The organism is Lignipirellula cremea (genome assembly GCF_056501455.1).
This window is the reverse complement of sequence record NZ_CM151415.1, coordinates 125,396-152,289: the sequence shown is the minus strand read 5'-3', so window position 1 is coordinate 152,289 and position 26,894 is coordinate 125,396. Positions and strand designations below refer to the sequence as shown.

General features: G+C 65.9%; 23 protein-coding genes. 12 read left to right on the top strand and 11 right to left on the bottom strand.

What is annotated here, in order from left to right; genetic code table 11:
• Positions 1 to 3 precede the first annotated feature (3 nt).
• A complete protein-coding gene (locus SH602x_RS00675) occupies positions 4 to 438 on the bottom strand; it encodes a PEGA domain-containing protein (protein ID WP_479474977.1) in 435 nt (144 codons plus the stop codon).
• A gap of 528 nt (positions 439 to 966) precedes the next feature.
• Between SH602x_RS00675 and SH602x_RS00670 the strand changes: the two genes are divergently transcribed.
• Both SH602x_RS00670 and SH602x_RS00665 read left to right on the top strand, forming a co-directional pair.
• The gene (locus SH602x_RS00670) at positions 967 to 2,232 is read left to right on the top strand and encodes a PP2C family protein-serine/threonine phosphatase (RefSeq protein ID WP_479474976.1); all 1,266 of its coding nucleotides are present in this window, start codon (positions 967 to 969) and stop codon (positions 2,230 to 2,232) included.
• A 422-nt stretch (positions 2,233 to 2,654) separates the two neighbouring features.
• Positions 2,655 to 3,176 carry an RNA-binding regulator gene (locus tag SH602x_RS00665; protein ID WP_479474975.1) on the top strand — a complete coding sequence of 174 codons (522 nt, stop codon included), beginning with the start codon at positions 2,655 to 2,657 and terminating at the stop codon, positions 3,174 to 3,176.
• 343 nt (positions 3,177 to 3,519) lie between these two features.
• On the opposite strand, the gene SH602x_RS00660 is transcribed toward SH602x_RS00665, so the two are convergent.
• The 3 genes from SH602x_RS00660 to SH602x_RS00650 form a co-directional block, all read right to left on the bottom strand.
• Positions 3,520 to 4,530 (bottom strand): class I SAM-dependent methyltransferase, encoded by a 1,011-nt coding sequence (locus tag SH602x_RS00660; protein WP_479470365.1) that lies wholly within the window; start codon positions 4,528 to 4,530, stop codon positions 3,520 to 3,522.
• Between the two features lie 229 nt (positions 4,531 to 4,759).
• Entirely contained in the window at positions 4,760 to 6,334 is a 1,575-nt protein-coding gene (locus tag SH602x_RS00655) for a serine/threonine-protein kinase (protein ID WP_479474974.1), read from the bottom strand.
• A gap of 106 nt (positions 6,335 to 6,440) precedes the next feature.
• The gene (locus SH602x_RS00650) at positions 6,441 to 6,983 is read right to left on the bottom strand and encodes a hypothetical protein (RefSeq protein ID WP_479474973.1); all 543 of its coding nucleotides are present in this window, start codon (positions 6,981 to 6,983) and stop codon (positions 6,441 to 6,443) included.
• Positions 6,984 to 7,284: 301 nt separating this feature from the next.
• Between SH602x_RS00650 and SH602x_RS00645 the strand changes: the two genes are divergently transcribed.
• A complete protein-coding gene (locus SH602x_RS00645; RefSeq protein ID WP_479474972.1) occupies positions 7,285 to 7,965 on the top strand; it encodes a LuxR C-terminal-related transcriptional regulator in 681 nt (226 codons plus the stop codon).
• 9 nt (positions 7,966 to 7,974) lie between these two features.
• Here SH602x_RS00645 and SH602x_RS00640 read toward each other — a convergent pair whose 3' ends face one another.
• From SH602x_RS00640 to SH602x_RS00630, 3 genes are all read right to left on the bottom strand, one after another.
• The gene (locus SH602x_RS00640; RefSeq protein ID WP_479474971.1) at positions 7,975 to 8,619 is read right to left on the bottom strand and encodes a LutC/YkgG family protein; all 645 of its coding nucleotides are present in this window, start codon (positions 8,617 to 8,619) and stop codon (positions 7,975 to 7,977) included.
• The gene (locus tag SH602x_RS00635) at positions 8,616 to 10,121 is read right to left on the bottom strand and encodes a LutB/LldF family L-lactate oxidation iron-sulfur protein (protein ID WP_479474970.1); all 1,506 of its coding nucleotides are present in this window, start codon (positions 10,119 to 10,121) and stop codon (positions 8,616 to 8,618) included. The genes SH602x_RS00640 and SH602x_RS00635 overlap by 4 nt, the downstream gene beginning before the upstream one ends.
• A 217-nt stretch (positions 10,122 to 10,338) precedes the next feature.
• A complete protein-coding gene (locus SH602x_RS00630) occupies positions 10,339 to 11,121 on the bottom strand; it encodes a (Fe-S)-binding protein (RefSeq protein WP_479474968.1) in 783 nt (260 codons plus the stop codon).
• Between the two features lie 497 nt (positions 11,122 to 11,618).
• Between SH602x_RS00630 and SH602x_RS00625 the strand changes: the two genes are divergently transcribed.
• Together SH602x_RS00625 and SH602x_RS00620 are read left to right on the top strand one after the other, a co-directional pair.
• Positions 11,619 to 11,897 carry a hypothetical protein gene (locus SH602x_RS00625; protein ID WP_479470372.1) on the top strand — a complete coding sequence of 93 codons (279 nt, stop codon included), beginning with the start codon at positions 11,619 to 11,621 and terminating at the stop codon, positions 11,895 to 11,897.
• Between the two features lie 91 nt (positions 11,898 to 11,988).
• A complete protein-coding gene (locus SH602x_RS00620; protein ID WP_479474967.1) occupies positions 11,989 to 13,155 on the top strand; it encodes an ADP-ribosylglycohydrolase family protein in 1,167 nt (388 codons plus the stop codon).
• A 15-nt stretch (positions 13,156 to 13,170) separates the two neighbouring features.
• On the opposite strand, the gene SH602x_RS00615 is transcribed toward SH602x_RS00620, so the two are convergent.
• Both SH602x_RS00615 and SH602x_RS00610 read right to left on the bottom strand, forming a co-directional pair.
• Positions 13,171 to 13,722, bottom strand: a complete 552-nt coding sequence (locus tag SH602x_RS00615) for a c-type heme family protein (protein ID WP_479474966.1) — start codon at positions 13,720 to 13,722, stop codon at positions 13,171 to 13,173.
• Between the two features lie 482 nt (positions 13,723 to 14,204).
• The gene (locus SH602x_RS00610; protein ID WP_479474965.1) at positions 14,205 to 14,786 is read right to left on the bottom strand and encodes an HD domain-containing protein; all 582 of its coding nucleotides are present in this window, start codon (positions 14,784 to 14,786) and stop codon (positions 14,205 to 14,207) included.
• Between the two features lie 112 nt (positions 14,787 to 14,898).
• On the opposite strand from SH602x_RS00610, the gene SH602x_RS00605 reads away from it, so the two are divergent.
• The 3 genes from SH602x_RS00605 (at position 14,899) to SH602x_RS00595 (ending at position 17,859) form a co-directional block, all read left to right on the top strand.
• A complete protein-coding gene (locus SH602x_RS00605) occupies positions 14,899 to 16,431 on the top strand; it encodes a sulfatase family protein (RefSeq protein ID WP_479474964.1) in 1,533 nt (510 codons plus the stop codon).
• A 173-nt stretch (positions 16,432 to 16,604) separates the two neighbouring features.
• A complete protein-coding gene (locus SH602x_RS00600) occupies positions 16,605 to 17,144 on the top strand; it encodes a hypothetical protein (RefSeq protein ID WP_479474963.1) in 540 nt (179 codons plus the stop codon).
• Positions 17,145 to 17,265: 121 nt separating this feature from the next.
• The gene (locus SH602x_RS00595; RefSeq protein WP_479474962.1) at positions 17,266 to 17,859 is read left to right on the top strand and encodes a DUF488 domain-containing protein; all 594 of its coding nucleotides are present in this window, start codon (positions 17,266 to 17,268) and stop codon (positions 17,857 to 17,859) included.
• Here SH602x_RS00595 and SH602x_RS00590 read toward each other — a convergent pair.
• The gene (locus SH602x_RS00590) at positions 17,846 to 18,613 is read right to left on the bottom strand and encodes a hypothetical protein (protein ID WP_479474961.1); all 768 of its coding nucleotides are present in this window, start codon (positions 18,611 to 18,613) and stop codon (positions 17,846 to 17,848) included. The genes SH602x_RS00595 and SH602x_RS00590 overlap by 14 nt on opposite strands.
• Positions 18,614 to 18,805: 192 nt before the next feature.
• Between SH602x_RS00590 and SH602x_RS00585 the strand changes: the two genes are divergently transcribed.
• From SH602x_RS00585 to SH602x_RS00570, 4 genes are read left to right on the top strand one after another with little or no spacing between them, the layout of a single operon-like run.
• Positions 18,806 to 23,749 carry a PVC-type heme-binding CxxCH protein gene (locus SH602x_RS00585; RefSeq protein ID WP_479474960.1) on the top strand — a complete coding sequence of 1,648 codons (4,944 nt, stop codon included), beginning with the start codon at positions 18,806 to 18,808 and terminating at the stop codon, positions 23,747 to 23,749.
• A gap of 17 nt (positions 23,750 to 23,766) precedes the next feature.
• Positions 23,767 to 24,102 carry a VOC family protein gene (locus tag SH602x_RS00580; protein WP_479474959.1) on the top strand — a complete coding sequence of 112 codons (336 nt, stop codon included), beginning with the start codon at positions 23,767 to 23,769 and terminating at the stop codon, positions 24,100 to 24,102.
• A complete protein-coding gene (locus SH602x_RS00575) occupies positions 24,099 to 24,575 on the top strand; it encodes a VOC family protein (RefSeq protein WP_479474958.1) in 477 nt (158 codons plus the stop codon). Before SH602x_RS00580 ends, SH602x_RS00575 begins: the two co-directional genes overlap by 4 nt.
• Positions 24,572 to 25,009: a VOC family protein gene (locus tag SH602x_RS00570; protein ID WP_479474957.1), complete on the top strand. Its 438-nt coding sequence runs from the start codon at positions 24,572 to 24,574 to the stop codon at positions 25,007 to 25,009. Before SH602x_RS00575 ends, SH602x_RS00570 begins: the two co-directional genes overlap by 4 nt.
• A gap of 128 nt (positions 25,010 to 25,137) precedes the next feature.
• On the opposite strand, the gene SH602x_RS00565 is transcribed toward SH602x_RS00570, so the two are convergent.
• Positions 25,138 to 26,679 (bottom strand): hypothetical protein, encoded by a 1,542-nt coding sequence (locus SH602x_RS00565; RefSeq protein WP_479474956.1) that lies wholly within the window; start codon positions 26,677 to 26,679, stop codon positions 25,138 to 25,140.
• Between the last annotated feature and the right edge of the window lie 215 nt (positions 26,680 to 26,894).

Here is a 26,894-nt window from a genome sequence, read left to right as displayed (position 1 = left end):
CACCTACGGCGCTGCCGGGCCCATCTGCCGAGGCAGCGGTACGACGGTTCCCTGCTGCACCTGGGCACGCAGGGCCTCGGCGCCGGGCAGGACCTGCTCCCGTTCGTAGACCTTCAGCGGCGGGAGCACGAAGTCCAGGATCCGCTCGTCGCGAATCTCCGTCGGCACGAAGTTCTCGCTTACGAAGTCGATCGGCGGGTACTGGTACCAGGGGGGATCGAGCCGCTGGTAGACGGTCACCGTCTCGTGGCCGTCCTTGATGAGCTGCACCTTTCGGCTGCCGTAGTACGTGTAGTTGACGTACGTCGGCGTGTATCCGACATGCTGGTCGTCGATGTAGATCGCGGCGCCGGGCGGATCGGAGCGCACGAACAGCCGCCTGCGGACGCAGCCCGACAGGCTCATCGCCAGAGCGAGAGCGACCAGCGACCAGCGCACGGCCCGAAACGACGGGCGCACAGCGCCGCTCGCGGCAGCCGGACGCGAAGGTCCGGTTCGCCAGCGGGCGAGCGAGGCTGAGATTCGCCGGTCGAGACGCGGCATAGGGGGCGACGGACAGGACGCGAAAGATGAAAGCGCCGCTCGCCGGTACGCAGTTCGGACGGAGAAGGACCGAAGAAATCGGCCGTTCTTCCAGCGCATTTCGGGAGCGCGCGGGCGGGACGGTATCGCGGCGCGGAACGCTGCGCCAAGAGCATTCGAGGCGCCGGAAGGCCCCGGTTCGTGCGTCGCAAGGCCGTGACGACTCTTCCGACCGTTCCCGGAATGCCCCGAAACAGGGGAATTCCCGTTGGTCGGGGCGGTTCCGACGACGGCGAGCTTGCCAGCGCGGTACGCTTCGAGGAAGATGGCCGGTCGCTCCAACTTCTTGCGCCCTGTCCCTTTCCGACGCGATTCCGTCCGCTTGACGCCGACGAATCGGTCGAGCTTCGCCGCCTCTCCGGCATGAACCCAAGCGCTCCCCTGATGCCCGGACTCGCGCACGCCGCCGCCAGCGACGTCGGCATGCGCAGGACGAACAATCAGGACAGCTATTTCGTTCCGCGGTCGATCGCGCCCGATCGCTTTCGCAGCCGCGGGGCCCTGTTCGTCGTGGCGGACGGCATGGGCGCTCATGCCGCGGGCGAACTGGCCAGCAAGATGGCCGCCGACGGCGTCTCGCATCTGTACGAGAAGTACCGCGAGCTCGCTCCGGCCGACGCCCTGCAGAAGGCGGTCGTCGACACCAACGCCGAGATTCACCGGCGGGGCGAGGCCGATCCCGCTCTGCACCAGATGGGGACTACCTGCAGCTCGCTGCTGCTGCTTCCCGAAGGCGCGGTCGTCGCCCACGTCGGGGACAGCCGCGTCTATCGCCTGCGGGGCGGCGTGCTGGAACAACTCACGTTCGACCACAGCCTCGTATGGGAGATGCGGGCATCTTCGCCCAACATCTCGAGCGAGTACGCCGCCAGCCTGCCCAAGAACGTCATCACGCGATCGCTCGGCCCCAACGCCAAGGTGCAGGTCGACCGCGAGGGCCCGTTCCCGCTCGAGCCGGGCGATAAGTTTCTGCTCTGCAGCGACGGACTCTCCGGCCAGATCGAAGATGGCGAAATCGGCGCCGCGCTCGCGACGCTGCCGCTTGCGGAGGCTGTGAACTTCCTGGTCGACCTCGCGAACCTCCGCGGCGGACCGGATAACGTCACGATCGTGGCGGTCGAGGTCGGCGCCGAACTTCTCGCGGGCGACGGCGCGCGAGGAACCTCCCCGACCGGCAAGGCGGCATCGCCTGCTCCGCTGCTGGGGTGGATCGGCCTGATCGCTTTCGTGATCGCTGCCGTCGCCGGCGCGGTCTTCGCCCAGTATGCGATCGCCGTCGTCTTCGCGATCGCGGCAGTCGCCTGCGGCGTATTTCTGGTCTGGTCCTACGCGCGACCGACCGAGAGCGACGCCCCCGCCGCGCCGCAGCGTCCGTTCGGTCGCGGACCGCACATGCGCACGCCGCGCGAGGCGCCGAAGGCGTTTCTCGACAAGATGCAGCGGCTGATCGACGAGTTGGCGGACGCCGTCACCGAGTCGGGCTGGCAGGTCGACTGGAAGCGCTTCGAGGACTTCCGCGAGCAGGCGCAAGCGTCGCTGGCGAAGTCGGACCAGGGAAGCGCCCTGCGTGCTTACGCCCGCGGCGTCAGCTTTCTGCTGCAGGAAATCCGCCAGCAGCAGAACAAGGGCGACGACTCGGCAGTGTTCTAATCGGCGGCGGTTTCGCTGAGCCGATCTAACTGTCCCGCCGGATGGGTCGCCCTCTGCGCCGGTTCGCCGCGTCTCGGCTCCATGCGGCCTCTCTCTCGACGAAAATTCGAGAGTTTGCGGATTCTGCCTGGCGTGAGCGAATTTCGATTGCTCCGTTGCGGCAAATCGGTACGATGTTCGATTGACGATCGAGCGCGATCGTCGTATGGCACGTTTCAAGGTTTCTTCGATCGGACGAGCGACGGTTCGATAGGCCCCGCGTTCCTAAGCGTTCCCATTCCCACGGACAGAACTCGTCTCCCCCCGGATAGCCCGTCAGCCGCGACGGGCCGCCAGAAGAGCTTGTTTCGCTTCGCTCTGTGTCGAGTGCGTGATTGACGGAAAGCGTCCGGCCCTGCGTCGGCTCGTGGGAGGTTAGTGGAGTGATCAGGATCTACGTGGGGAACTTGGCTTACGGCTCGACGGAGGATTCCCTCCGTGAAGCGTTCAGCCAGTTCGGGACCGTGCAAGAAGTCTTCGTGGTCAAGGACCGCGAAACGGGCCGGTCGAAGGGCTTCGCGTTCGTGACGATGTCCAACGACGCTGAAGCGCAGGCCGCGATCGAAGGCACGAACGGCGCTATGGTCGACGGTCGTCCCCTCCGCGTGAACGAAGCCCGGCCCCGTGAAGGGGGTGGCGGCGGCGGTGGCGGTGGCGGTTATGGTGGCGGCGGCGGTGGTGGATACGGCGGAGGCGGCGGCGGCTACGGTGGTAGTGGCGGCGGCGGCGGTGGCTACGGCGGTGGTGGCGGCGGCTACGGCGGCGGCGGCGGCGGTCGTGGCGGAGATCGCGGCGGCTACGGCGGCGGCGGCGGAGACCGCGGCGGCTATGGCGGCGGCGGCGGTGGTTATGGCGGCGGCGGCGGCGGAGACCGTGGCGGTCGTCCGCGTCGCTACGACGGCTGATCATCCTCCCTCCGCGTCACGCGATCGCCTTTCCTCGGTCCGCTGGTTCCTGTCTTCGCCTGGGTGCGATGACAGGCCAGGCCTGAGGTCGGCGGCGCTCCGCGCATCGAGTGTTCCCCTGACGTAAGAGCGAAGCGAGAACCGCGCGGGCTTGAGTGAAGAGTCCGCGCACGAAACGTTAACGTCCCGACCGAACGCAGGAAATCGAAAGGCCGCGAAGCCCCCCGGGCATCGCGGCCTTTTTCGTGCGCGGAGAACGTGCGAGTGATTCGCGATTCGACGCGAACGGTCTAGCGACCTGCGGCGGCGGAGTGCGCGGCGCCGTTCGCAGGTCCTACGACTTTCAGCCTGCCGTCTTCTTCAGCCAGATGCTGCTGAAGCTGGGCGTCGTCGGGAAACCGTGCTCGCCCAGCGACTTCGGCAGGTACTGCTGCAGCGCATCGCGATGGTGCGTCTCCAGGTAGCTGCCGAAGCAATAGATCTCGTACGCCCGCTGGTGCATCAGCAGGGCCCGCAGGAAGTAGGCCTCGTTCCAGGCCCGTCCCCGTTCGAGCCACATCTGCGGATATTCGAACGGCCACAGAATGTCGTGAACGTGGATCAGCACGCCCGGCTTGAGCCGGGGCAGGATCTCGAAGAACAGATAGAGCACGTCGCTGCCGATCTTGCCGACGTGCGACGAGTCGATGAACAGGATGTCGCCCGCCTCCAACTGATCGAACCAGTCGGGCGACAGATCCTGAGCCAGATTCTGCAGGATCGTCGCCCGGCTGCGGTCCGAATCGCGCAGCAGTTCGTCGATGCGCGAAGGGTCGGGATCGATGAACGTCCACTGCGTCTGGCCGTCCAGATAATGCTGATCGACGTCCAGCATCAGCGCGGACGAGAACCCCGAACCCAGCTCTACCACCCGCCGAGGCTTCGTCGCCCTCAGGATGCAGGCGAGCATGACGGCGTCGCCGTAGGTGAAGTAGCCGTTCTTGGCGTACCACCGCCGTCCCGGGGTCTGTTCCGCGGGAAACTCCGTCGCGTCGTGCAGCGGCGCCCACTCGCGCAGCCGGGAGAGCTGGCCTTCGACCTGCAAGTCGATGCCGGGCAGCTCCTTTCGCGACCGATCGAAGAGCTTGGCCGCGTCGCGATGAACGGCTTCGCCGTCGGGCAGAGGCGAATAGTAATGCCCGGGCGGCACGAACGAAATGAACGGGGCGTTCCGCGGGCCGTACGCCTGTCGCAGGAACCAGCGCCGATCTGCAAGGTAACGCAGGGCCCAGCCGACCGGACCTTCGCCGCCGCAACCTGCTCGCCCGTCGTCGTTCCAGGCACGGGCGGGCTTCGAGGATTTCGCTTCGCTCATCTCCAACCTCTGCGACGCTTCAGATCGAATCAGGCGATTATAGTCGCGACCGCTCGCAGATCGTTTCGCACGCCCGATCCCATCCGCCCGCGAACCACGAAAGCGTCCGTCTGTGACGAGCAGGACCGTTCGTTCCGGCTGAGCGGAGGGCCGAAGAGGACGAATGGGCCTTCCTGTTGACGAACTAGCGTCGATCGGCGACGCCTGTGTGCCATGCCAGCAAGCAACCTCAAATCCCGCCGGCGAGCCAGAACAGGACGACCGCCACGAGCATGAAAATGCCGACGGCTCCGATCGAAAGGGCGAGCAGCCGGCGTCGGGCCGTGCGGGCTTCGGGCGGTTCGTCCAGGCGCAGGCGCTCCGCACAGCGACGGACCCGCGCCGCGACGTCGCCCGCGCTGGCGGGTCGCTCGTTCGGATCCTTCTCCAGCAGGCGCATGCAGAGCGTCGAAAGCTCGGGCGGAACGTCGGGCGCGACTTCCTGCGGCGCGGGGGGCGTCGTCTCCACGATCAGCTTCAGCGCCTCGCGGAGCTTGTCCGCCTGAAACGGCGAGCTTCCCGTCAGCAACTGATAGAAGGTGACGCCCAGGCTGTAGAGGTCGGCCCGCCCGTCTACGACCGACTCGCGGCGCTCCGCCGGCGCCGCTCCCGCCAGGCGATCGAGCGTGACCCGGGCGATCTCCGGCGCCATGTACCGCGGCGTTCCCTGCGTCTCCGTCGGCTCCCGCTCGCCGATCTGCACCGACAGACCGAAGTCGGTCAGGAACGCCCGGCCGTCCCCGTCGACCAGGATATTGGAAGGCTTCAGATCGCGATGCGTCCAGCCGGCGGCATGGGCCCGCTCGACGACGTCGCAGACGTTCGCGAAGACGCGCAGCGCCTGCCTGAGAGGAAGACGCCCCCGACTCATCAGGTCGGCCAGTGATCCCCCTTCGACGTAAGGCGTGACGATGTACCCGACATCGCCGATCCGGCCCGCGTCGTAGATCGGGATGACTCCGTCGATCCGTTCGAGCTTCGCGGCGTTTCGCGCTTCTTCGAGCAACGCTTCCAGCCGCCGCTCGACCGAGACGTCAGCCGAGGCGGAGGCCGTCCGTTCGATCCGCGGCGTCTTGAGCGCGACCTGGCGATGCAGGTGCGAATCCTCCGCCAGATAGACGTCGCCGAAGCCCCCCTTGCCGATCAGCTTCAGCAGGCGGTACTTGCCGAGCTGATAGGGGAGTCGAACGTCGACCAGCGCGGAGGATGCGGAAAGCCCGCCCGTCGCATTCCCGTCCGACGCGGCAGCGTCTGAGCCGGAGAACGCGAGGGTCGGGGCGTCGGCGCCTTCGTCCGACGACGACCGGTCGCGGAAGGCCGGTTCGCCGAGCTCGTGCGATCGATCGAAGCGACCGGTGACGTCGAGCGTCCGCTCCGTATCGGCTTCGTCGTCCGTTTCGGTTTCGGCCTGGACGCCCCACGCGACGGCGTCGAACGCCGATGCAGTCCCGGAAGAAGCGTCGGGAGCCTGAATCGACCGACGCATCAAGTGCAGCCAGCTCGCGTCGATCAGCATGCCGAAACGTCGGAGGTAATCGTCGAGCGGCGCCGACTTCCCCCGCTTCGCCCCGTCGGCCAGCTCTTCGAGAATCAGCAGCCGGCAGAGCTCGGGCCTCGCCGCCGCAGGCGCACGCTGCAATCGGTCTTCGATCCGGGGCTTCTGACCCGCTTCCAGTTCGAGCCGAAACGATCGAACGACCGGTCGCAACAGATCTCGCAGCGGCGAGTCGGTAGAGCCTGAGAACGGCGTCGGCGGTGAGTTCACGGAGGGGGGCTTCGATTCGTGCGGTGGGCGGCGGAGCGGCGGTCGCTTCCCTATTGTCTCGTCCCTATTGTCTCGATTCGGAGCCGACGAGATACGGCGAATCGTTTTAGCGACTCGTCGACTTCGCCCGGCGAACCTCGCCTCGATAAACCAGTCCTTGCACGCAGAGCGCCGGAACCAGACCGATCGCCGCGCCCAGGTAGGAAAAGTTGTGCATCGACCCGGCTCGCCAGAACGCGGCAGGATCCTGCACCGGAACGCCGTCGTAAATCTCCAGCCTTGCCGGCGCGTCGACGACGGTCGAACCGAGCGCCAGGCCGAACGCCCCGGTCGCGATCGTCACGGCGAGCATCGTCACGATCGAAAGCGACGTCGCGCGGACGAAACCGCTCCGCGTCGGTTGCAGCAGGGTCGGCAGTCCGAGGATCAATCCCAGCGGCACGCCCATCCACCACGACGCTCCGACGCCGACGAGCGAGGCGCCCAGTCGATTCCGCAGCGGCTCGGCGACGTCGAACTGATAGAATTTGAACGCATGAAAGTAGTCAGGCGAGACCGTGTAGGAGACTTGGTTGTGCAGGGCGCCGAACGCGGCGCAGACCCCGATCGCCAGCAGCACGACGATCAGCGGGCGCAGGGCTCGTTCCATAAATCGCTCCCGTTTCGATTGCGGATGACGCTCTCCTATATTCGCCGCGGGGCGGAAGACCTTTCGCTTTCGATGACGAGCCGGGCTGGCCTGTCCATCGACAAGGACCGATCGAAAACAGGCCCGGTCGAACGACTTCCAGCGACCCTTCGCATTACAGGTGGGGGATCCAATTTCCGCTATCTGAGAATACCCGGGCTTTTTCGGAGGGGGGAAACCCTTTAAAAGATCGACTCCCCGGTCTCGTGCGGGGGAGAATCGATTGCACCCTCCGCTTGTCGCGCCTGCCGAAGTCGCCGTCATGACCATCAACGAAGAGTTCTTCGCTCAGTTCGCCGAGGTCTTCAAGATGGACCCGGGCGTCGCCGTCGTGCTGCTGACGCAGGAGGGCGAGATCCTGTTTCACAACCGCGCTGCCGCGGCGATGTTCATCGGCGACTCGACGGGCGGCGACTACGTCGGGAAGAAGATCATCGACCTGTACGATCCCGACTGGGCTCGCGAACGCCTGGAATGGATCGCCAAGGCGCTGCGAGAGAAGCGGCCCGTCGCGTCGGACCATATCCTTCGCGGACGTCGCATCGGCACGATGATTTATCCGCTGGAAGGCGAAGGGGAGCCGACCCGCGTGATGACCGTGACGCGGTATCTGACCTCCGACGCCGAGATGCCGCCCGAGGCCGACGTCGCCCGCGCGGAGACGAAGCTGATCGACCTGGGCCCCTTCGACAAGCTGACTCCGCGGGAACTGGAGACGCTGGTCCTGCTGGGGGCGGGCAAGTCGGTCCCCGAAGTCGCGAAGGAACTCCATCGCAGCCCGAAGACGATCGAGCGGCACAAGACCTCGATCGGCAAGAAGCTGGAGGCGTCCACCGCCGCGGAACTCGCCTCGCTCGTGACCAAGGTCGGCCTGGACGTCGACCACCTCAAGCTGCAACGCGTCCAGGCGCTCCGCGACGAGAAGTTCAAGAAGCGCGAGTGAAGACGGCGCCTACTCCGCCAGGAAATCCTCGTCCGTCAGCACGACGGTGAGGGATCGCGCGCCGTGGGCGCCGATGACCAGCGACTGTTCGATGTCGGCGGTCTTCGACGGGCCGGAGATCCAGGCGCCGAAGTCGTTCGTCTCGAAGGCGAGGCGCGCGTAGGCTTCGTGCAGGTTATGCACCATCCTGGCCTTCGGCACGATCAGCGCCAGATGCTGCGTCAGAAAGAGAATGACGCGGTGCCGCAGCCCTTGCTCGGTCGCCCAGACCGCGGCGTTCTCCGCCACGGCCATCCGCCCCGGCAGCACGGCCATGTCGACGTCCGCCAGCGAGTGCGGGTCGTCGATCGCGGCCATGTCGACATTCGCGCGAGAAAAGCCGTCGAACCAGGAGTAGGTCCGCTGCGCCTCGATCGCCGGCCGCGTCGCCGCGACGATTTCCAGCGCCGCGGCGAGCGTCGGCGCGGTCTCGAAGTTTCCGCCGACGAAGGCCAGCGTCTCCGCGAACTGGGCAACGGGATCGTCGAACCGGATCCACGCTTCGTCGAGACCGGGCAGCGGAACTGCCTGCGGCAGAACCTCGCGCAGCCGCGACAACATCCTGCGGCGACGCTCGCCTTCCGTCGCCGCAAGCGAAGGGACGTCAGGACTCATACCGACGACTCCGAACGAGCCGAAACTTCGGCACGCTTCCCGGCGAGCGGAGGGTGTAAGCCCTCCGTGGTTTTGCCTGTCGCCGCGTCGGAAACCACGGTCCGCTTAGCGCTTCCGTGCTCATGCTTCGGGCGTTCGCGATAAAGTTCGCGAAACGACTTCTTCGGCGCGGGCGGCAGCTCGCGCTGCTTCCCCCAGTCGTTCATCGGGTTGTAGAGCATCGGTCGCGGCAGGTTCCGCAGGAAGAACTTCCCGATCCGACCGATCAGCTCGAATCTCGCCGGCTTGGCGAACAGCCACGCCGCGACGGCCATCGGAAGGCGCTTCTTCCAGGAGAGGTGCCCCTGCACGCGAATCTCCCGCCGCCAGGTGAGCAACTGGTGGTGGAGATCGATCTTCACCGGGCAGACGTCGGTGCAGCTTCCGCAGAGCGAACAGGCGAAGGGGAGCGTCGCATGCGTCTTCGCGTCCTGGGCCGGGTTCAGGATCGAACCGATCGGGCCCGGAACCGTCGTCGCGTAGCTGTGCCCGCCGCTGCGGCGATAGACGGGGCACGTGTTCATGCAGGCCCCGCAGCGGATGCAGTTGAGCGACCTCCGGAAGTCGTCGCTCGCCAGAATCTTCGACCGGCCGTTGTCGACGACGACGATATGCATCTCGCCGCCGGCCTGGCGGGGACCGTGAAAGTGCGACGTGTAGGTCGTGATCGGCTGGCCCGTCGCGCTCCGTCCGAGCAGGCGGATGAAGACCGACAGGTCCGACGCGCGCGGGATCAGCTTTTCGATCCCCATGCAGGCGATATGCAGCGGCGGAAGCGCCGTGCCCAGATCGGCGTTCCCTTCGTTGGTGCAGACGACGATCCCGCCCGTCTCGGCGATCGCGAAGTTCACCCCCGTGATACCGGCGTCCGCGTCAAGGAACTCGTCCCGCAGGCGCTTCCTCGCGGCGCCCGCCAGGTAGGTCGGGTCGGTCGCGCCTTTTTCGGTGCCGATCTTCTCGTGGAAGAGCTCGCCGACCTCTTCCTTCCGGATATGAATCGCGGGGAGCACGATGTGGCTCGGCCCCTCGTGCCGCAACTGCACGATCCACTCGCCGAGGTCGGTGTCGACCACCTCCATCCCGTTCCGTTCGAGGTACGGATTGAGGTGGCATTCCTCGGTCAGCATGGACTTGCTTTTGACGACGCGTTTCACGCCCCGGCTCTGCAGGATGCCCAGGACGATCGCGTTGTGCTCGGCGGCGTCGTTGGCGAAGTGAACGCGGATGCCGCGCTTCTCCGCCTGGGCGGCGAACTGCTCCAGATAGTCGGGCAGCCTCGCGACCGTGTGCTGCTTGATGGCCGAGGCCTTCTCGCGCAGCGTCTCCCACTCGGGAAGGGAGTTCGCCATCCGGTCGCGCTTCGCCCGCACGAACCAGAGCGCGCCGTCATGCCACTTCGCCTTCTCCTTGTCGGCGATGAAGGCGGCGGCGTTCTTCGGATGATCGTGTCCGGCGACAACCATGGGAGAGAGCGCTTCTTGTAGGGCAGGCGGTCGGGTTCGACCGGTGTGCCATGGCTGGCTTGTCCAGCCGTGCGAATCGGGGATGAACGAAGTCCGCTCAGGACGCTCCGAAGATTCCTTGGATCGAAGACGCCGCTTCTCGAATCGAGCTTCGAAGGAGGCCGGATTCACGGCTGGACAAGCCAGCCATGGCACACGGGATGTTTGTGCAGGGGACTTAAGTCGCAGTACGAAGGGCCGATGCGGAAACCGTCGGCACGGGTCGCCCCGCCAGGATCTCGGCGAAGTGCATGACCGCGATCGACTTTTTCTGCCGACGGATAATGCCGTCGAGATGCATCAGGCAGGACATGTCCGCCGCGGTCATGACCTCGGTTCCGGCCCGTTCGTGATCGTAGACGCGGTCCTCTCCCATCATACAAGAGACCGCTTCCTCGGCGACCGCGAACGATCCGCCGAAGCCGCAGCACTCGTCAGACCGGGACAGCTCCGTCAGTTCGATGCCGTCGAGACTCTGGAGCAACGTCCTGACCGTGCTGAACGATTTGCCGACCAGCTCGCTCGACTTCCCCAGCCGCAGTTCCCGCAGACCGTGGCAGCTTTGATGGATGCCGACCTTGTGCGGAAACGAGCCGCTCCAGCGATCGAGCTTGAGCGCTCCGGTCAGGTACTCGCTCAGTTCGAACGTCCGATCGCGGACCTTCGTGAAGGCGGGGTCGTCGTGGTCGAAGTATTCCTCGAAGTGGTGCCGCACCATGGCGGTGCAGCTTCCCGAGGGACAGACGATCGCGTCGTAGTCGGCGAAGATCTTCACGAAACGCCGGGCGAGCGGGGCCGTCTGATTCGTGCAGCCGGAGTTCGCCATCGGCTGGCCGCAGCAGGTCTGCTCCTCCGGGAAATCGACCTCCAGGCCGAGACCTTCCAGGATCTCCAGCGTCGCCAGGCCGACCTGCGGATAGCACTGGTCGACGTAGCACGGGACGAACAGGCCGACAGTCACGAGCGAGTTTCCGAGGGCGGCGAGCGGGCAGGGCGATGCGACGAGGTCCTGCATTATATCCGCCGAATCTCGGAAGATCGTCACACGCGACGGTTTGCCTCTCCCTGAGCGGAGGGCGTAAGCCCTCCGAGTTCTCGGCGTTTCGCATCGTCAGAGCCGCGGACTCGGGGGGTTGACGCCCCCCGCTCAGAAATCCGAAGAGATCGCCGCTTCGATGCGCGGGATTCCCCTCGATTCTGATCTTGGCGGAATCCGCGAAGTTTCGTTAAAGTTCCGCCGTCGAGGCCAAACGACAGGGCAAGGATCGCCCGAAACCGTTCGCTCGCGAACGAGCAGTCAGGCCACGGCTGGCGGGTGCAGGGAAGCCCCGCCTCCTTTTTTGCGCGATGCCCTTTTCTTCTGCGTGCGAACGGACCGGCAGGATGCCGCGTATCGGGAAGCGACGCATCGGAACTAGCGTCGCGCACGCGCCGGACGGCGCAGAGGGAGCGCTCCGCATGGAGTCGAACGCGCTGGAAATCGCATTGCTCTGGGCCTGCATGCCGATCGGAATCCTGGGCGTGGTGAGCGCCCGGTTTCTGAGTTGCGGCGGACATGGCGCTTCATGCCTGACCGTCTATCTCGTCTGCTTCGCGACGATCGCCGCCGCGTCGCTGTACAGTCTGTCGCAGGACGTCACGGGCAACTGGCTCGTCGGCGCCGGGACGCTGATGCTGACCGTCCTCGCCGCCGCCGCCGATCACGGCATGCTGGCGCGGAGTGCGGAAGAGTTCTAAACTGAGAGCGCCGAACCGGTGACCGCGAGTCGGATCGCCCCGCTCTCGGCTCAGGACCAACCGGAACTTTCTCCGCTTTCGCCGGTCACGCATGACCCGCGCACCTGCGTTCGTCGAACGCGTCGAGGGATGCCTGCTCGGACTCGCGCTCGGCGACGCTGCCGGAGCCGTGTTCGAAGGTACGTCGGTCGTCGCCCTGCGGCGGCGTTTCGACATCCCGACCGATGCGTTTCAGTTCGCGACCTCTTCGAACCTGAGCTACACCGACGACGGTCAGATGGCGCTGGCCCTCGCCAGCTATCTGAGCGAACTCCGCCCAGGAGGAATCGTCGACCCGCAGACGTTGATGCAGTTCTTCGTTCGCGACTACGAATCGTGGCGAGGCTATGGCCGCGGCGCGCGGACGCTGATCGAAGCCTTCCGCGAGGGCATCGAATACGAATTCCTCGCGCAAACGCTTTTTCCAGGCGGCTCGCTCGGAAACGGCGCCGCGATGCGAAGCGCTCCGCTGGGACTGCGACACCGAACTGACGTGAATTCGATTCGTTCGCAGGCTCGTCTGTCCGCATGGCCGACCCACCGTCATCCCGTCGGGATCGAAGGGGCGCGACTGATCGCGGTCGCGGCGTCGATCGCTTCCGAAAATCGACCGCTGAACGCCAAGTCGCTCGCCGACGAATTGCATCCGCTGTGCGAGACCGAGGTCTTCAGGAAGCGGATCGCCGCACTTGGCGAAGTCTCTCGACCAGAGGACGTCGAAGCCCTCGGCAACGGCATCGAAGCGCATGAGTCCGTACCGACCGCGCTTGCCTGCTTCGCCTTGTTTCCAGACGCTTACGTCCGCGCCGTGAGCCTCGCCATCTGGCAGGGAGGCGATACGGACACGATCGCGGCGATGACGGGCGCTCTCGTCGGCGCGCGCGTCGGATCGTCGCGACTGCCCGCGGAGCCGTTGTCGCGACTCGAAGACGGTCCGGCGTTTCTGGCCCGCATCAAGGCGCTATCGAACGCGTTCGTCGGAGCGATCGCTCGACCGGCGCTCGGTCACGCGCTGCACGATCTCGATTCCAGCGCCGTCGACTGGATCATCGATCACCCGTCGACGGCGGCGATTTTCGATCGGCTCGGGATCGACTATTCCTGTCCCGGCAAATCGGTCGCGTATCACTGCGAGCGCCTGGGACTCGATCCGGCTGACCTCCTGCGTCAATTGCAGCAGGACGTCCAGAACGCGGACAGCGCCAACGAAGGACGCTGACGGCAGAGCGAGACTCTACGGTTTCCTCACCGGCATGCTGATCGTCACGGCGGCGGAGCGATCTTCCACGCTCGTCCGATCGGGCAGGTGGCACTTCAGGCATTCGGACGCCAGGCGGATCCTGCCCGCGTAGCGATAGCGGTCGCGCTCGATCAGGTCGAATGCCTCTTCGCCCCCGGCGATCGCTTCGACGGCCTGCTTTTCGAAGTCGTCGTCCGCCGCATGTCCGACGTCCATCGCCTTGGCGTCGACGGCCAGCCACGCCATCTCGACGCCGTGCGAGCGCTTCATCTCCGCGAAGACGTCGTCGAGCGACCGGGCAGGCAGCGTGAAGCCCTCGTCCTCGCGAAACAGATCGCGATGCATGACCAGCAGCGCCCCATGCACGGTCTCGTGCAAGAGTTCGGCTCGGACCTGCGCCTCCTCGACCGTCGGCGGCGGAGAAGCTGCGACCTTCTGGCGCTCTTCGCCGACGAGCGAACGGACGGTCGACAACGACGCGGCGAAGCCGATCGTCAACAGACCGAACAGGGCGAACCCGACGAAGGGGCGAACGCGAGGGCGCATCGAATCGCGCCTTTCAGCTTGGCGGGAGGGGAGGATCGACGGCGGGCAGGCCGTTAACGCCGGGCGGGAGAAGCCGTCTCAGGAACGCGAACGAAGACCGCTTCGCCTCCTATCTTACGCGCGGAAGCGACGCGCTTCGACTCGTTTCTCAGCTCGTCCTGCCGGCGCGCGTTCACCTTGCGGTTTGCGATCGGCACGACGAAACGTACGACGGCGCCGCCAACTCACGACTCGTCGACCGTCTCGGAGAGACGCACGATCTGGGTGGCCCCGATTGCTCGTCAATCGGGGCGGCGTCAGCCGCAAGAGAAAGGCGGCAGGGCGTTAAGACAGGTCGGCCACGTTCTATTTAGCTTCGAGTCGATTCCTCTTGTCGCCTTCGGCGACCCCGATTGCAAAGCAATCGCGGCCACCCGGGAAAGGCACGCCAACCGCGAGGCGCGCCTCGCCGGCTACCTCGTCGCCCAGCGCGATCCGACGCATCAATCGCCGAGCCCGAGACTCGCGTCTGTGTCGAGCCCCAGGCTCGCTTCGACGTCCGGCAGATAATCGCTGAGCGTTCCGGGCCGGGCGCGGTCGTCCTTCGCGGCGTCGTCCCACCGCCGGAGTCGCACGGCGTCGTCGAAGGAGGGCTCGGCCTCGAAGGCGCGCAGCTCCTCCGGCGAAAGCGTTCCTCCCTGATCGTGATAGCTCTTCAGCGAGGTGGGGGAGAGCCGCTCCTCGTACGTCGCGTCGACCGTGCAGAGATAGCGCTTCGCCAGCACGTGCAGCCGCACCGGATCGGCTACGCGGGCGCCGAAGCTATCCCTCAGAAACCGATAGCCGGTCGCCTCGTGACGATCGTCGTAGCTCTCCGCATCGCTGGTCGGCATCTCGTCGTCGCCGAGGATGTGACCGACGTCGTGCAGCAGGGCCGCCGCGACGAGATGCGGCTCCGCCCCTTCGCTTCGCGCGTACGCCGCGCATTGCAGCGCGTGTTCGAGCTGCGTCACTCCCTCGGAGCCGTAGCGACCGGCGCCCCGTCTGGCGAAAGCCTCTGCGATGGCGGCGACCGTCAAATGCATGCGGAGAGTTCCTGACAGCGGGCGAGCCGGAGAGCGACCTATTCGCGGGCATCGTAAGCTAAAACGAACGTCCGCGAACTTCTCTTCTCGAGCTTTTCTCCGAGACGCCGCCATGATCCGCCCCTGCCTGCGACAGACATTCTCGCTCGTCGCGCTGGCCCTGCTCTCGGTCGCCGCCGTACAGGCCGAGAGCGAGCGTCCCAACATCCTGATCCTGTACGCCGACGACCTCGGCTACGGCGATCTCGGCTGCTACAGCGAGAAGAGCAAGATCCCGACGCCTCATCTCGATCGGCTCGCGTCGCAGGGGATGCGGTTCACCGACGCCCATTCGTCGTCGGGCATCTGCACGCCCAGCCGGTACGCCCTGCTGACGGGGCGTCATCACTGGCGGGATTTTCACAACATCGTCAACGCCTTCGAGCGGTCTGTTTTCAGACCGGAGCGCCTGACGATGCCGGAAATGCTGCGCGAACAGGGCTACGCGACCGCCGCCGTCGGCAAGTGGCACCTCGGCTGGGACTGGGAGGCGATTCGCAGCGTCGACGAGGCCGGCGCCAAGGTGAAGGGCGTCGGTCCCGAAGCCTTCGACTGGTCGAAGTCGATCCCCGACGGGCCGCTGGCGCACGGCTTCGACAGCTATTTCGGCGACGACGTCATCAACTTTCCGCCCTACGCCTGGATCGAGAACGACCGCGTCGTCACCGCGCCGACCGAGTCCCTCGATACGACGAAGTGGAAGCCGATCAAGGAGGGGAACTGGGAGTGCCGCCCCGGTCCGATGGTCGCCGGCTGGGATCCCTACGCCGTACTGCCGACGCTGACCGAGCGGGGGGTCGAGTATCTGGAGTCGAGGAAAGGCAAGCCCGAGCCCTTCTTCCTCTACTTCGCCTTCCCGAGTCCCCACGCGCCGATCATCCCCAACGATGAATTCGACGGCGTCAGCGGCGCGGGGCCGTTCGGCGATTTTGTGGCCGAGACCGACGCCATGGTCGGCAAGCTGCTGGCGGCGCTCGAAGCGTCCGGCCATGCGGAGAACACGCTGGTCGTCTTCACTGCCGACAACGGACCGGAGCATTACGCCTACGCCCGGGACGCGAAGTTCGAGCACTGGTCGCCCGAGCCGCTGCGGGGCGTGAAGCGGGATATCTACGAGGGGGGCCATCGCGTGCCGTTCCTCGTCCGCTGGCCCGGCGTGACGAAGCCGGGCGCCGTCAGCGACGCGCTCGCTTCGCAGATCGACCTGCTGGCGACCTTCGCTTCGATCGTCGACTTCGAATTGCCCGACGATGCGGCGGAAGATTCGCACGACCTGCTTCCGCTGCTGCGAGGCGACGCCGATTCGGTGCGCACCGCGCACATTCACAACACCAACCCGAACGTCTACGCCGTCCGGCATGAGAACTGGCTGCTCATCGCGGCGTCGACGGGCTATCACTCGAAAGGCTTCGCGCCGTGGGAGAAGCGTCGTGACTATCCCGCCGACGACGCCGCGCCCGTCGAGCTTTACGATCTCTCGAAGGACGTCGGCCAGCGCAAGAACGTCGCAGCCGATCATCCCGACGTCGTCTACGACTTGCAGACCCTGCTCAAGCAAATCCACCAGCAGGGGCATTCGGCTCCGCGGCTGGGGAAGAAGGATTGATTGCCGTCCTGTAGTCGTGCTCACTGCGTTCGATGCACAATCACGAATGTATGGCAATGAACGAGTGGCTATATCTATCCAGGCTTCCGTCTGGCCCTTCATCAGTACCGACGTTCCTGGACGTTCTCTTCCATGGAGTCAGGCGTGAACCGATTGTGCCTGATCATTTTGGGATGGACGAGCCCCCGCCGGTACGTCGGATCGCTCGGGCAGTCGACCCGTGGCCCGGAGTGTCTTTAACGGGCGGCCTTATCGTGCGTGAGGACGTCGCCCATCACCTTCGCCAGAGCACGTCGGCCTCGTTAGCGCTGATCAAATTCGATCGATTGATTGATCATACCTTCCGGGGATCAGATCATGAGTATCGACAGTATTGGGACAGACCGTCGGCCATCTTTGACGCTCTTCCCGAGGCTGCATTCGCGCCGAGCGCCATGTTCGTCGTGCGCGGCGTGATTCCGGGCGATCGTCATGTCCTAGACGACGGCTTGCGGTTCAACATCAAATGTTTCCCCTCCAAAAATCGAACTCAGATCGGGAATTCCGAAGACGTTCTGGCATTGTCGAGCGCAGATTCCAAGCGCTTCGGTTGCTTCTACTTCGCTGATGGATATCTGCTCGAGCCTCGCATCGGCGAGATCCTCCTCCCGCATGTTATCGATTGCCCTTTCATCATTCACTACATGATCGAACCGGTTTCGAAGTTACCCTGACGCCGATAGGAAGCGAGCGTCAGTCCGGTAGGTCAGGCATCGACCGACGGCTATTTCAGTTCGACTTGCCGCTCGATCGATTGCATGACATCCTCGAATTGAACTTGGAATAGCTGCCGACGTGCTCGTTGCCGTCGTCAGGAAACGCGTGACCTACGAAGAGACGGCTCGCGCCGGCGACCTGACCATGCCCGAGCCCTACGACGAAATCTGGACGATCGGGCACTCGAACCGGTCGATCGAAGACTTTCTCGAACTGCTGGCGAGCCAGTCGATCGAGGCGGTGGCCGACGTTCGCCGCTTTCCCGGCTCGCGCAAGTGGCCGCACTTCGGGCAGGAGCCGCTGAAGAATTCGCTCGCCGAGGCGGGCATCGACTACCGGCACTTTCTCGCGCTGGGAGGCCGCCGGGGGAAGCGCGAGCCCGACTCGCCCAACCGGGGCTGGCGGGTCGACGCGTTCAACGCCTACGCCGATTACATGGCGACCGGGACCTTCCGCGAGGCGCTTGTTTCGCTGGAGGAGCTCGCCCGGTCGAAGCGGACGGCGACGATGTGCTCCGAGGCGCTTCCCTGGCAGTGCCATCGCCGGCTGATCGCCGACGCCCTGATCGTCCGCGGCTGGCGCGTCCGCGACATCATGAGCCCCACGCAGACGAAGGATCGCGAACTGACGGATTTCGCCGAGGTGGAGGCAGAGAGGATTACGTATCCGTGAGGTCGGTCATCGGCTCGGCAGGGTCACCGCTCCACAGATCGTCAGGCCAACGCTCCAGCGGCGGATCGCCCAGCTTCCAGAACGTTCTCATGGACTGATATCTGTCACCTTCGATCGTGGCATCCACGTCGTTAGGCAAGAGAAGTTCGACCGGGCGGTTATTCTTGGGCCTGGGCCATTCGCCGACGCGAGCGGCGCTCCAGGAGACCGGCATGCCGATGGCCATGCGAAGACGGCGACCTCCGCCCTGCGGATACTTCACCGACGCGCCGACGTCGAACTGTACCGACTTTCCCTGAACGTTCGCGGGCACGGGCAAGGCGACGGTAGCGACGCCCATTGCGGCAGACTCGCATACCACGCGAAGCCGTAGGCGTTCGAACCTGGGCGCGCGACGAAACATCCGAGGCGTCGGACGCAGGCCGATCTCCGCGACGCACGGACGCTCGTACTGGTTCTGAAACCAGACGCGGAGAAATGCGACGCCGTCCCGAGGCTCGATCGAGAACGCGAAGCAGAATCCCTCGCGATCGTAGTAGCCCTGCCTGGCGATCGTTCCCAGCAGGTCGGGCGCCCGATCCTTGCGCAGAATCATCGAGGCGCCGAGCGCGAACGCCCAAACGATCAATGTCGGGAAGACGACCGCGAAACCCCACGGCAGCCGCTCGTTCGGCAGCCCGAGCAGGACCGTCGCCGTCCCGACCGCGCCGACCAGCAGCGACAGCGAAAGCGACATGAGGGCGAGTTGGTCCATCACCTAATTATTCGTCGGAGAAAGGACGCTCTGGCAGAACTTCTCTACGGATTTGCTTCTCCCACCCTTTCTTGTGAGCCGACGCCGCGAACGGCAGAATGTCGGCTGCTCGAAATCGCTAACGCAGCGCAAGTCCGCATCGCGGCCCGCTGCGCCTGCCCTCGTCTATTTCCCGCCTGTCTGAGGTTCGTCATGTCACGGATGCCCGCGTTCCTGCTCTCGCTCGTGACGGGGTCGCTGTTCGCGATGCTCGGAACGACGCCGCTCGCCGCGGCGGAACCGTTCGAGATCCGCGAAGGGGACTCGATCGCGATCGTCGGCAACGCGCTGCCGGAACGGATGCAACATGACGGCTACCTCGAAACGGTGCTGCAGCGTCGCTTCGCAGGCAAGAACGTCCGCGTCCGGAACCTGGGATTCAACGCCGACGAGGTGACGATCCGCCAGCGCTCGGAGGGCTTCGGCTCGCCGGAAGAGTGGCTGGACAAGGTCGACGCCTCGGTGATTTTCGCCTTCTTCGGCTTCAACGAATCGTTCGCCGGCGAAGCGGGCGTCGCGAAGTTCGAAAGCGATCTGACCAACTGGGTGCGGGCGACGAAGGCCGCGAAGTTCGACGACAAGGCGAACCCGCGGATCGTCCTGTTCAGCCCGATCGCCGTCGAGGACCTGCAGCGGCCCGCGCTCTCCGACGGCAGCGAAAGCAATGCGAGGCTCCCCCTGTACGTCGCGGCGATCGAGCGCGTCGCGAAGGCGGAGAACGTCGGCTTCGTCGACCTGTTCCTGCCGACGAAGGCGTTCTACGAGCGCGAGGCCGAGCCGCTGACGATCAACGGCATCCACCTGAATTCGCTCGGCAACCGCCGCGTGGCGGAGACGATCGACGTGGCCCTGTTCGGCCCGCCGGCGGAGGCGGTCCGGTGGGAGTCGCTCGAACCGCTCCGCGCGGCCGTGCTGGACAAGAACTTCCACTGGTTCCATCGCTACCGCACGACCGACGGCTATTCCAGCTACGGCGGGCGGAGCTATCTGAAGTTCGTCGCCGACCAGACCAATCGCGAAGTCATGTTTCGCGAACTGGAAATCCTGGACGAGATGACGGCCCTGCGGGATCAGAAGATCTGGGCGACCGCGGAAGGGAAGACCTACGAGGTCGACGATTCGAAAACGTCCCCCTTCATTCCGGTCGTCACGAACAAGCCCGGCCCCGGCCCGAACGGCGAGCATTCGTTCCTGTCGGGCGAGGAAGCCATCTCGAAGATGACGATCGGGGAGGGGCTCAAAGTTCAGCTGTTCGCCGACGAGGGGCAGTTCGAAGAGCTGATCCAGCCCGTGCAGATGGCCTTCGACACGAAGGGCCGCCTGTTCGTCGCCGTCTGGCCGAGCTATCCGCACTGGAAGCCGAAGGACGAGATGAACGACAAGCTGCTGATCCTCGCCGACGAGGACGGCGACGGCAAAGCGGATAGCTGCAAGACGTTCGCTGACGGCCTGCACAACCCGACGGGATTCGAGTTCTGGAACGGAGGCGTCCTGATCGCGCAGGCGCCCGACCTGATGTTCCTGAAGGATACGGACGGCGACGACGTGGCCGACGTCCGGATGCGGATCCTGGGCGGGCTCGATTCGGCCGATACGCACCACACGGCGAACAGCTTCCTCGTCGGTCCCGACGGCGCGCTCTACTTCCAGGAGGGCGTCTTTCACCGGACGCAGATCGAGACGCCGACCGGCCCCGTCCGCAACGCCGACGCCTGCGTCTGGCGCTTCGACCCGCAGACGTACGAGGTGATCCGCTACGCGAACTATCCGTTCGCCAATCCCCACGGCCACGCGATCGATCGCTGGGGTCAGGACATCATCCACGACGGCACCGGCGCCCAGCCCTATCAGGGGGGCGTCATCTCCGGCCATCTGGAGGGAACGGCCAAGCACAGCAACGCGCCGCAGGTCTACGGCCAGCGGACGCGTCCCTGCCCCGGCACGGAGACTCTCTCCAGCCAGCACTTCCCGGAAGAGTTTCAGCAGAACCTGCTGGTCGGCAACGTGATCGGTTTCCAGGGCTTGCTGCGCTACAAGATCGACGTCGAAGGCTCGGCGCTGAAGGGAACGGAGCTCGAACCGATCGTCAGTTCGAGCGATCCGAACTTCCGCCCCTCCGACTTCGAGACCGGCCCGGACGGAGCCCTCTATTTCACCGATTGGCAGAACCCGATCATCGGCCACATGCAGCACAATCTTCGCGATCCCAGTCGCGATCACGCACACGGCCGCGTCTATCGCGTCACCTACGACGGTCGCCCTCTCAGCCAGCCGCCCGCCATCGACGGCCAGCCCATCGAGAAGCTGGTCGCCCTGCTCGCCCATCCGGAGGATCGCGTGCGCCTTCGCACGCGGGTCGAACTGTCGGAGCGCGAACCGGCGGAGGTTCTTGCCGCGGCGCATGACTGGCTCTCGACGCAGGACGCGAACGACCCTGCGTTCGCGCACAAGCTGACGGAGGTTCTCTGGCTGCATCAGCAGCGGCACGTCTTCGACGCCGACCTGCTTCAGCGGGCGCTGACGTCGAACGAACCCCTCGCCCGCGCGGCAGCGACGCGCGTGCTGAGTTACTGGGTGGCGTATTACCCCGAGGCCCTCGACCGGCTGCGGGAACTGGCCCTCGACGAAGACGGCCTGGTGCGACTGGAAGCGGTGCGCGCGGCGACCTACGTCGATCGGCCCGAAGCGATCGAGGTCGTCGTGCTCGCCCAGACGAAGCCCGTCGACGCGACGCTGACGTACGTGATGAACGAAGCCCTGCGCACGCTGGAACCGCGCTTCGAGCGGGCTCTCGCGGCAGGGGAGCCGATCGCGTTCGCGACCCCGGCAGGGCAGGCGTTCGCGCTGCAGCGTCTGCCGCTGGAGCAGATCCTGACGATGGAGCGTTCGCCCGCGGTGCTGGAGGAACTTCTCTTCCGACCGGGCGTGCAGGACCAGATCCGACTGGAGGCGCTGGCCGACGTGGCGGAGCGCAGCGACCAGAACGTCGTCGCGGCGTCGCTCGCGGCGATCGGACGGCTCGACGCCCAGCAGCAGCTCGACCGGACGGTGCTGACCGACCTGGTGAACCTGACGGTCAGCCGTCCGCCGGGCGAACTGGCGCCCCATCGTCGCACGTTCGAGGCGCTCGCGCTCGAAGCGAAGCAGCCGGTCGTGCGACAGACCGCGATGGCCGCGCTCATCGAAATCGATCGGTCGAGCGACCCGACGCTGAAGCTGGCGTCGGGCTCGGTCCGCGCGCTGCGCGATCTGATCGCCGCGGCGCCCTTCATCGACGATCTCGATCTTCGGCTGTCGCTGTACGACGAGTTCGTCGGCCTGCTGACGAAGCTCCCCCCCGCGCTTCAGCCGAACGATGCCGGCGGCGGAGCGGGGCTCGCTCGCTACATCCGCATCGAACTGCCGCGGCGGGGAACGCTCACCCTGGCGGAGGTCGAGGCCATCGCCGGCGGTCGCAACGTCGCTCCGTCCGGGCGTGCGACCCAGTCCAGCACGAGCCACAGCGGCGAAGCCAAACGCGCCATCGACGGCAACACCAGCGGCACTTACGGCGACGGCGGCCAGACCCATACGCAGGAGAATGAGGACCGCCCCTGGTGGGAACTCGACCTCGGTTCGGAGCAGCCGATCGAATCGATCGTCATCTGGAATCGGCAGGAAGGTTTTCAAGACCGGCTCGCCGGCTTCACCCTTCGCGTTCTCGACGGCAACCGGCAGGAGATCTTCCGCCAGACCGACGTCCCCGCGCCCGATCGCAAGGCGGAGTATTCGCTCTCGCTCGCTTCGCCGCAGGCGGTGATCCGGCAGGCGGTGATCGAAGCGCTGCCGTCGATCCGCGGGAAGGAAGCGGAGACCTTCACGCTGCTCGCCCCCTATCTCGCAGAGAAGGAGACCCGCGCCGCGACGGTTCGGGCGCTGCAGCGCATCCCGAGGCAGTCCTGGAACGGGGCCCTCGCGCCGGAGCTTCTGGCGTCGCTGGTCGGCGGCCTCAAGAGCATGTCGCCGGAGGAGCGGACGCTCCAGGCGGCGCTCGACGAGATGGAGCTGGCGGATAACCTCGCCGGCACGCTGCCCGAGGCCGAGGCGCGACAGGTTCGCAGCCAACTGCGGGAACTGGGCGTTCGCGTGCTGCGGATCGGGACGTTGCCCGAGCGGATGAGCTTCGACAAGGAACTGCTCGCCGTCGCGGCGGGCCGCCCGGTCGTGATCCTGTTCGAGAACGTCGACCTGATGCCGCACAACTTCGTCCTGACGCAGCCGGGCGCTCTGGAAGAAGTCGGCCTGCTCGCGGAGTCGACGGCGCAAAGCCCCGACGCGATCAAGCGGCAGTACGTCCCCCCCTCGGACAAAGTGATCCTGGGGAGCGACCTGCTGCAGACGCGGCAGAGCCAGCGAATCGCGATGGACGCGCCGAAGCAGCCGGGGGTCTATCCCTACGTCTGCACCTATCCCGGTCACTGGCGGAGAATGTTCGGCGCGCTCTACGTGGTCGCCGACCTCGACGCGTATCTCGCCGATCCGGAGGCTTACCTGGCCGCGAACGACCTGCCGATCCGGGACGATCTGCTCAAGGATCGTCGTCCGCGGACGGAGTGGAAGCTGGCCGACCTGATCGACGACGCGAGGCAGATCTCCGCCCCGCGGTCGCACGCGAACGGCAGGGCCATGTTCAAGGTCGCCAGTTGCGTCGGCTGCCACGTCATGGAAGGGCAGGGGACCGCGATCGGCCCCGACCTGACCAAGATCGAGCCCCCCTACAAGAGCGAGGAGCTGCTCGAACATATCCTCGAACCGTCGAAGAAGATCGACGAGAAGTGGCGTTCCTACGCGTTCGTCATGGATAGCGGGATCGTCGTGACGGGCCTGATCGTCAAGGAGACCCCGGAAGCGTACGAGGTGGCGGAGAACCCGCTGGCCGGCGCCGCGCCGAAGGTGTTGCTCAAGGCCGAGATCGAGCAGAAGCAGGTCTCCGCCGTCTCGCTGATGCCGAAGGGCGCGCTCGACCCGCTGAGCCGGGAAGAGGTCGTCGACCTGCTGGCGTATCTCCTGTCGAAGGGGAACGCGAACGACCCGCTCTACGATGGATCGGCCAAGTGACAGGATCGAACGAACCGATGCAGATCGACTACATCGAATTCCCGGCCAGCGATCTGCCGGCCATGAAGGCGTTCTACGGAGACGCCTTCGGCTGGACGTTCAAGGACTACGGCGACGCCTACGTCGAGTTCCGCGACGGGCGCCTGTCCGGCGGGTTCGCCCAGAGCGACGAACGTCCCCGCGGCGGCGCGGCGCTGGTGATCCTCCGGACCGACGACCTGGAAGCGATGCGCGACCGGATCGCTGCGCTCGGCGGCAAGATCGTGCGGGAGATCTTCTCCTTCCCCGGCGGGCGGCGGTTTCACTTCGCCGACCCCTCGGGCAACCTCCTCGGCATCTGGTCGGATAAGTGACGCGATCGAACAAGACGCCGAGAACGCCGGTCGATTGCGCCGGGAGTCTGACGCCGCTGCTGCAGGTCTTCGATATGCCGACGTCGATCGCCTTCTATCGCGATCGGCTGGGGTTCGTCGTGCTCGGAACTTCGCAGCCGGGCGATCGCTGCGACTGGGCGATGCTTATCGGAGGGGGCGTCGAATCGGGGAGTTCCGTGATGCTGATGCTCAACACGGCGTACGAAGAGGGTGAACGCCCGCCTGCCCCCGATCCCGCCCGAATCGCGGCGCACGGCGACTCGACGTTGTATTTCAATTGCGCAAGCGCCGACACGGCGCACCGCCTGCTTTCCGAAGCGGGCCTCGAACCGAGAGAGCCCGCGACGGCCCACTACGGCATGCGTCAGACGTACGTGAAGGACCCTGACGGATACGAACTCTGCTTTCAGAGCCTCCCTGTCGACCCGGACGATTCGAAGGCGATGTCATGAGCGCCGACGAGACGAGCGTCCGCGAGGAGGCGTCGATTCGCCGCGTGCTGGAGACGGCGCTCTACGTCGACGATCTCGAACGAGCGAGGGCCTTTTACGAAGGAGTCCTCGGCCTGGCGTTCTATTCCGAGATCCCGGGGCGCAACGTCTTCTTTCGCTGCGGCGAGGGGATGCTGCTCTTGTTTCGCGCCGAAGAGACGGAGAAGCCTTTCGGCGCCATCCCGTCGCACGGAACGCGCGGGGCGGGGCACGTCTGCTTCGCGGTCGACCCGGCGACGCTCGAAGCCTGGAAGGCCAAGCTGATCGCGGCAGGCGTCGCGATCGAAAGCGAGTACCGGTGGGGCGACCGGGGGAAGTCGATCTACTTCCGCGATCCTGCCGGCAACAGCCTGGAGCTATCCCATCCCGGGATCTGGGGCCTGCCGGAAGGGTGACCGGCGTCACCTACCCGTAGGGCAGGCGCCTCGCCTGCCGTCGCAGCGGCAACCAGCTTCCGTGGCAGGCGGGGCGCCTGCCCTGCAAGAGTGCGCGCCTGCCGTGCAAGAAGGCAACTCCTCGGTTCCTACTGCGCCAGGTCCTCGAGACCGTACTGATGGGCGTAGTAGCAGTAGACGGCGGAGTAGTACGAGTAGGGGTTGCCGCTGACGTAGTTGTAGTCGGCGTACGAGTAGTAGGCCGCGTAGTAGAAGTAGAACTGCATGGCGTTTCGCCACTGCACGTACTCCGCGACGGCGGCTCGCTTGTCCCACCAGTCGTAGACCGTGGACCGGGCCTTCAGGTCGAAGTCGTAGGCCCAGAGAGCGTACGCGTAGGCGGCGTACGCGTACGTGTTGCCCGAATCTGACTGGTAGGCCTGAGCGGCGTACGGGAAAGCCAGGCTCGCCACGTTGCTGGCGATCGCTCCGATCGCGCGTCCCCCGAGAACCGGCTGCTGGGGAGGCATCGAAAGCTGTACGGCGCTCGCGAAGCCGTTCGTGAGCACCTCGACGTACAGGATCCGCCCGTCACGGGAGATCGCGCGGGGTTCTACGAACCGGACGCCCCGAATGTCGTCGGGATCCATCACTTCGGCCAGGGCCGAGTCCATCGACCGCATCTGCTTCGATCGGCTCGACGCGACGAAGGCGGAGCGACGCCCCCGACGGTCCTCGCTCACGCCGACGATCAGACGCCCGTCGCCGCTGATGCCGGTGGGGAAGGAGTAGCCGCCCCCGAGCGTCCCCAGGCTCCGCATGCCGACCTTCTCGGTCCAGCGGAAGGCCCGCTGCTGCTGTACCTTGTTCTGGGCCGTTCCCGTCACGACGGCGCCGTCGACGGAGGCGTATTGCGATTCGGCCCGGCGACCGCCGAGCGTGCCGAGGCTGCGCAGCCCCTCGCTATCGGTCCAGCGGAAGGCGTAGTACTTGCCGTCGGCCTTGCGTGAGCGACCGAGCACGGCGGTCCCGTCCTCGGAGCAGCGGGTGCAGTAGCTCTCCCCGCCGGAGAACGTTCCGCAGTTGATCATCCCGTCGAGTTCGTTCCAGACGAACGCGCGGGGCGAGCCGTCTTTCAGTTGCGAGTCGCCGACGATGGTGAAACCGTTCTGCGACACGAAGTAAGCGCTGCTGGTGAAGCCGCCCAGCGTGCCGAGGTCTTCGAGCACGGAGTTCGGTCCGCGAACGAAGCGGAAGGCCCGGTTCTGGTCGTTCGCGTCGTGCGCTTCGCCGACGGTGACTTCGCCGAAGGCGGAGACGCAGTAGGCCGTGCTGTCCGAGCCGCCGAAGGTGCCGAGATCCCGGGCGCCGAGTTGCGGGTGCCACCAGAACGCGTGAATGTTCGCTCCCACGTCGCCGTAGCCGACGACGGCAGCGCCTTGCTCCGGCTCGGCGAAGAGCGCGGCGGTGAAGCCGACGTCCTCCAGGCCGGTCCCCTCCGACCAGCGAAAGGCCCGCGTCTGCGTCCCGCTGAAGTACGACCCGACGGCGAAGTTGCCCGTCCTGGAATTCGTGCCGTTCACGACCTGCACGCTGCCGGGCAGGTAGGTGATCGTCTGGGCGTGCGCTGCAGGCGACGCGATCAGAGCCGCGCACGCGAAGCCGGCGACGAGCGAAAGCGTACGAAGCATGGGCGGCACGCTGCGGGCGGGGAGCGTTGGAACCAGACGTACTGCGGCGCCGTCTTCAACGGTCGCCGAGGTCGATGCCTGTGTGCCATGCCCACGTCGCGTAGCAGCGTGGGCATGTTCGGTTCAGGCGGCCCTTCGCATGCCCGCCCTTCCTTCGAAGATGCGGGCATGGCACGCAGAACCGCCGAAAGCGGCGAACCGCGTCGGTTCGATCG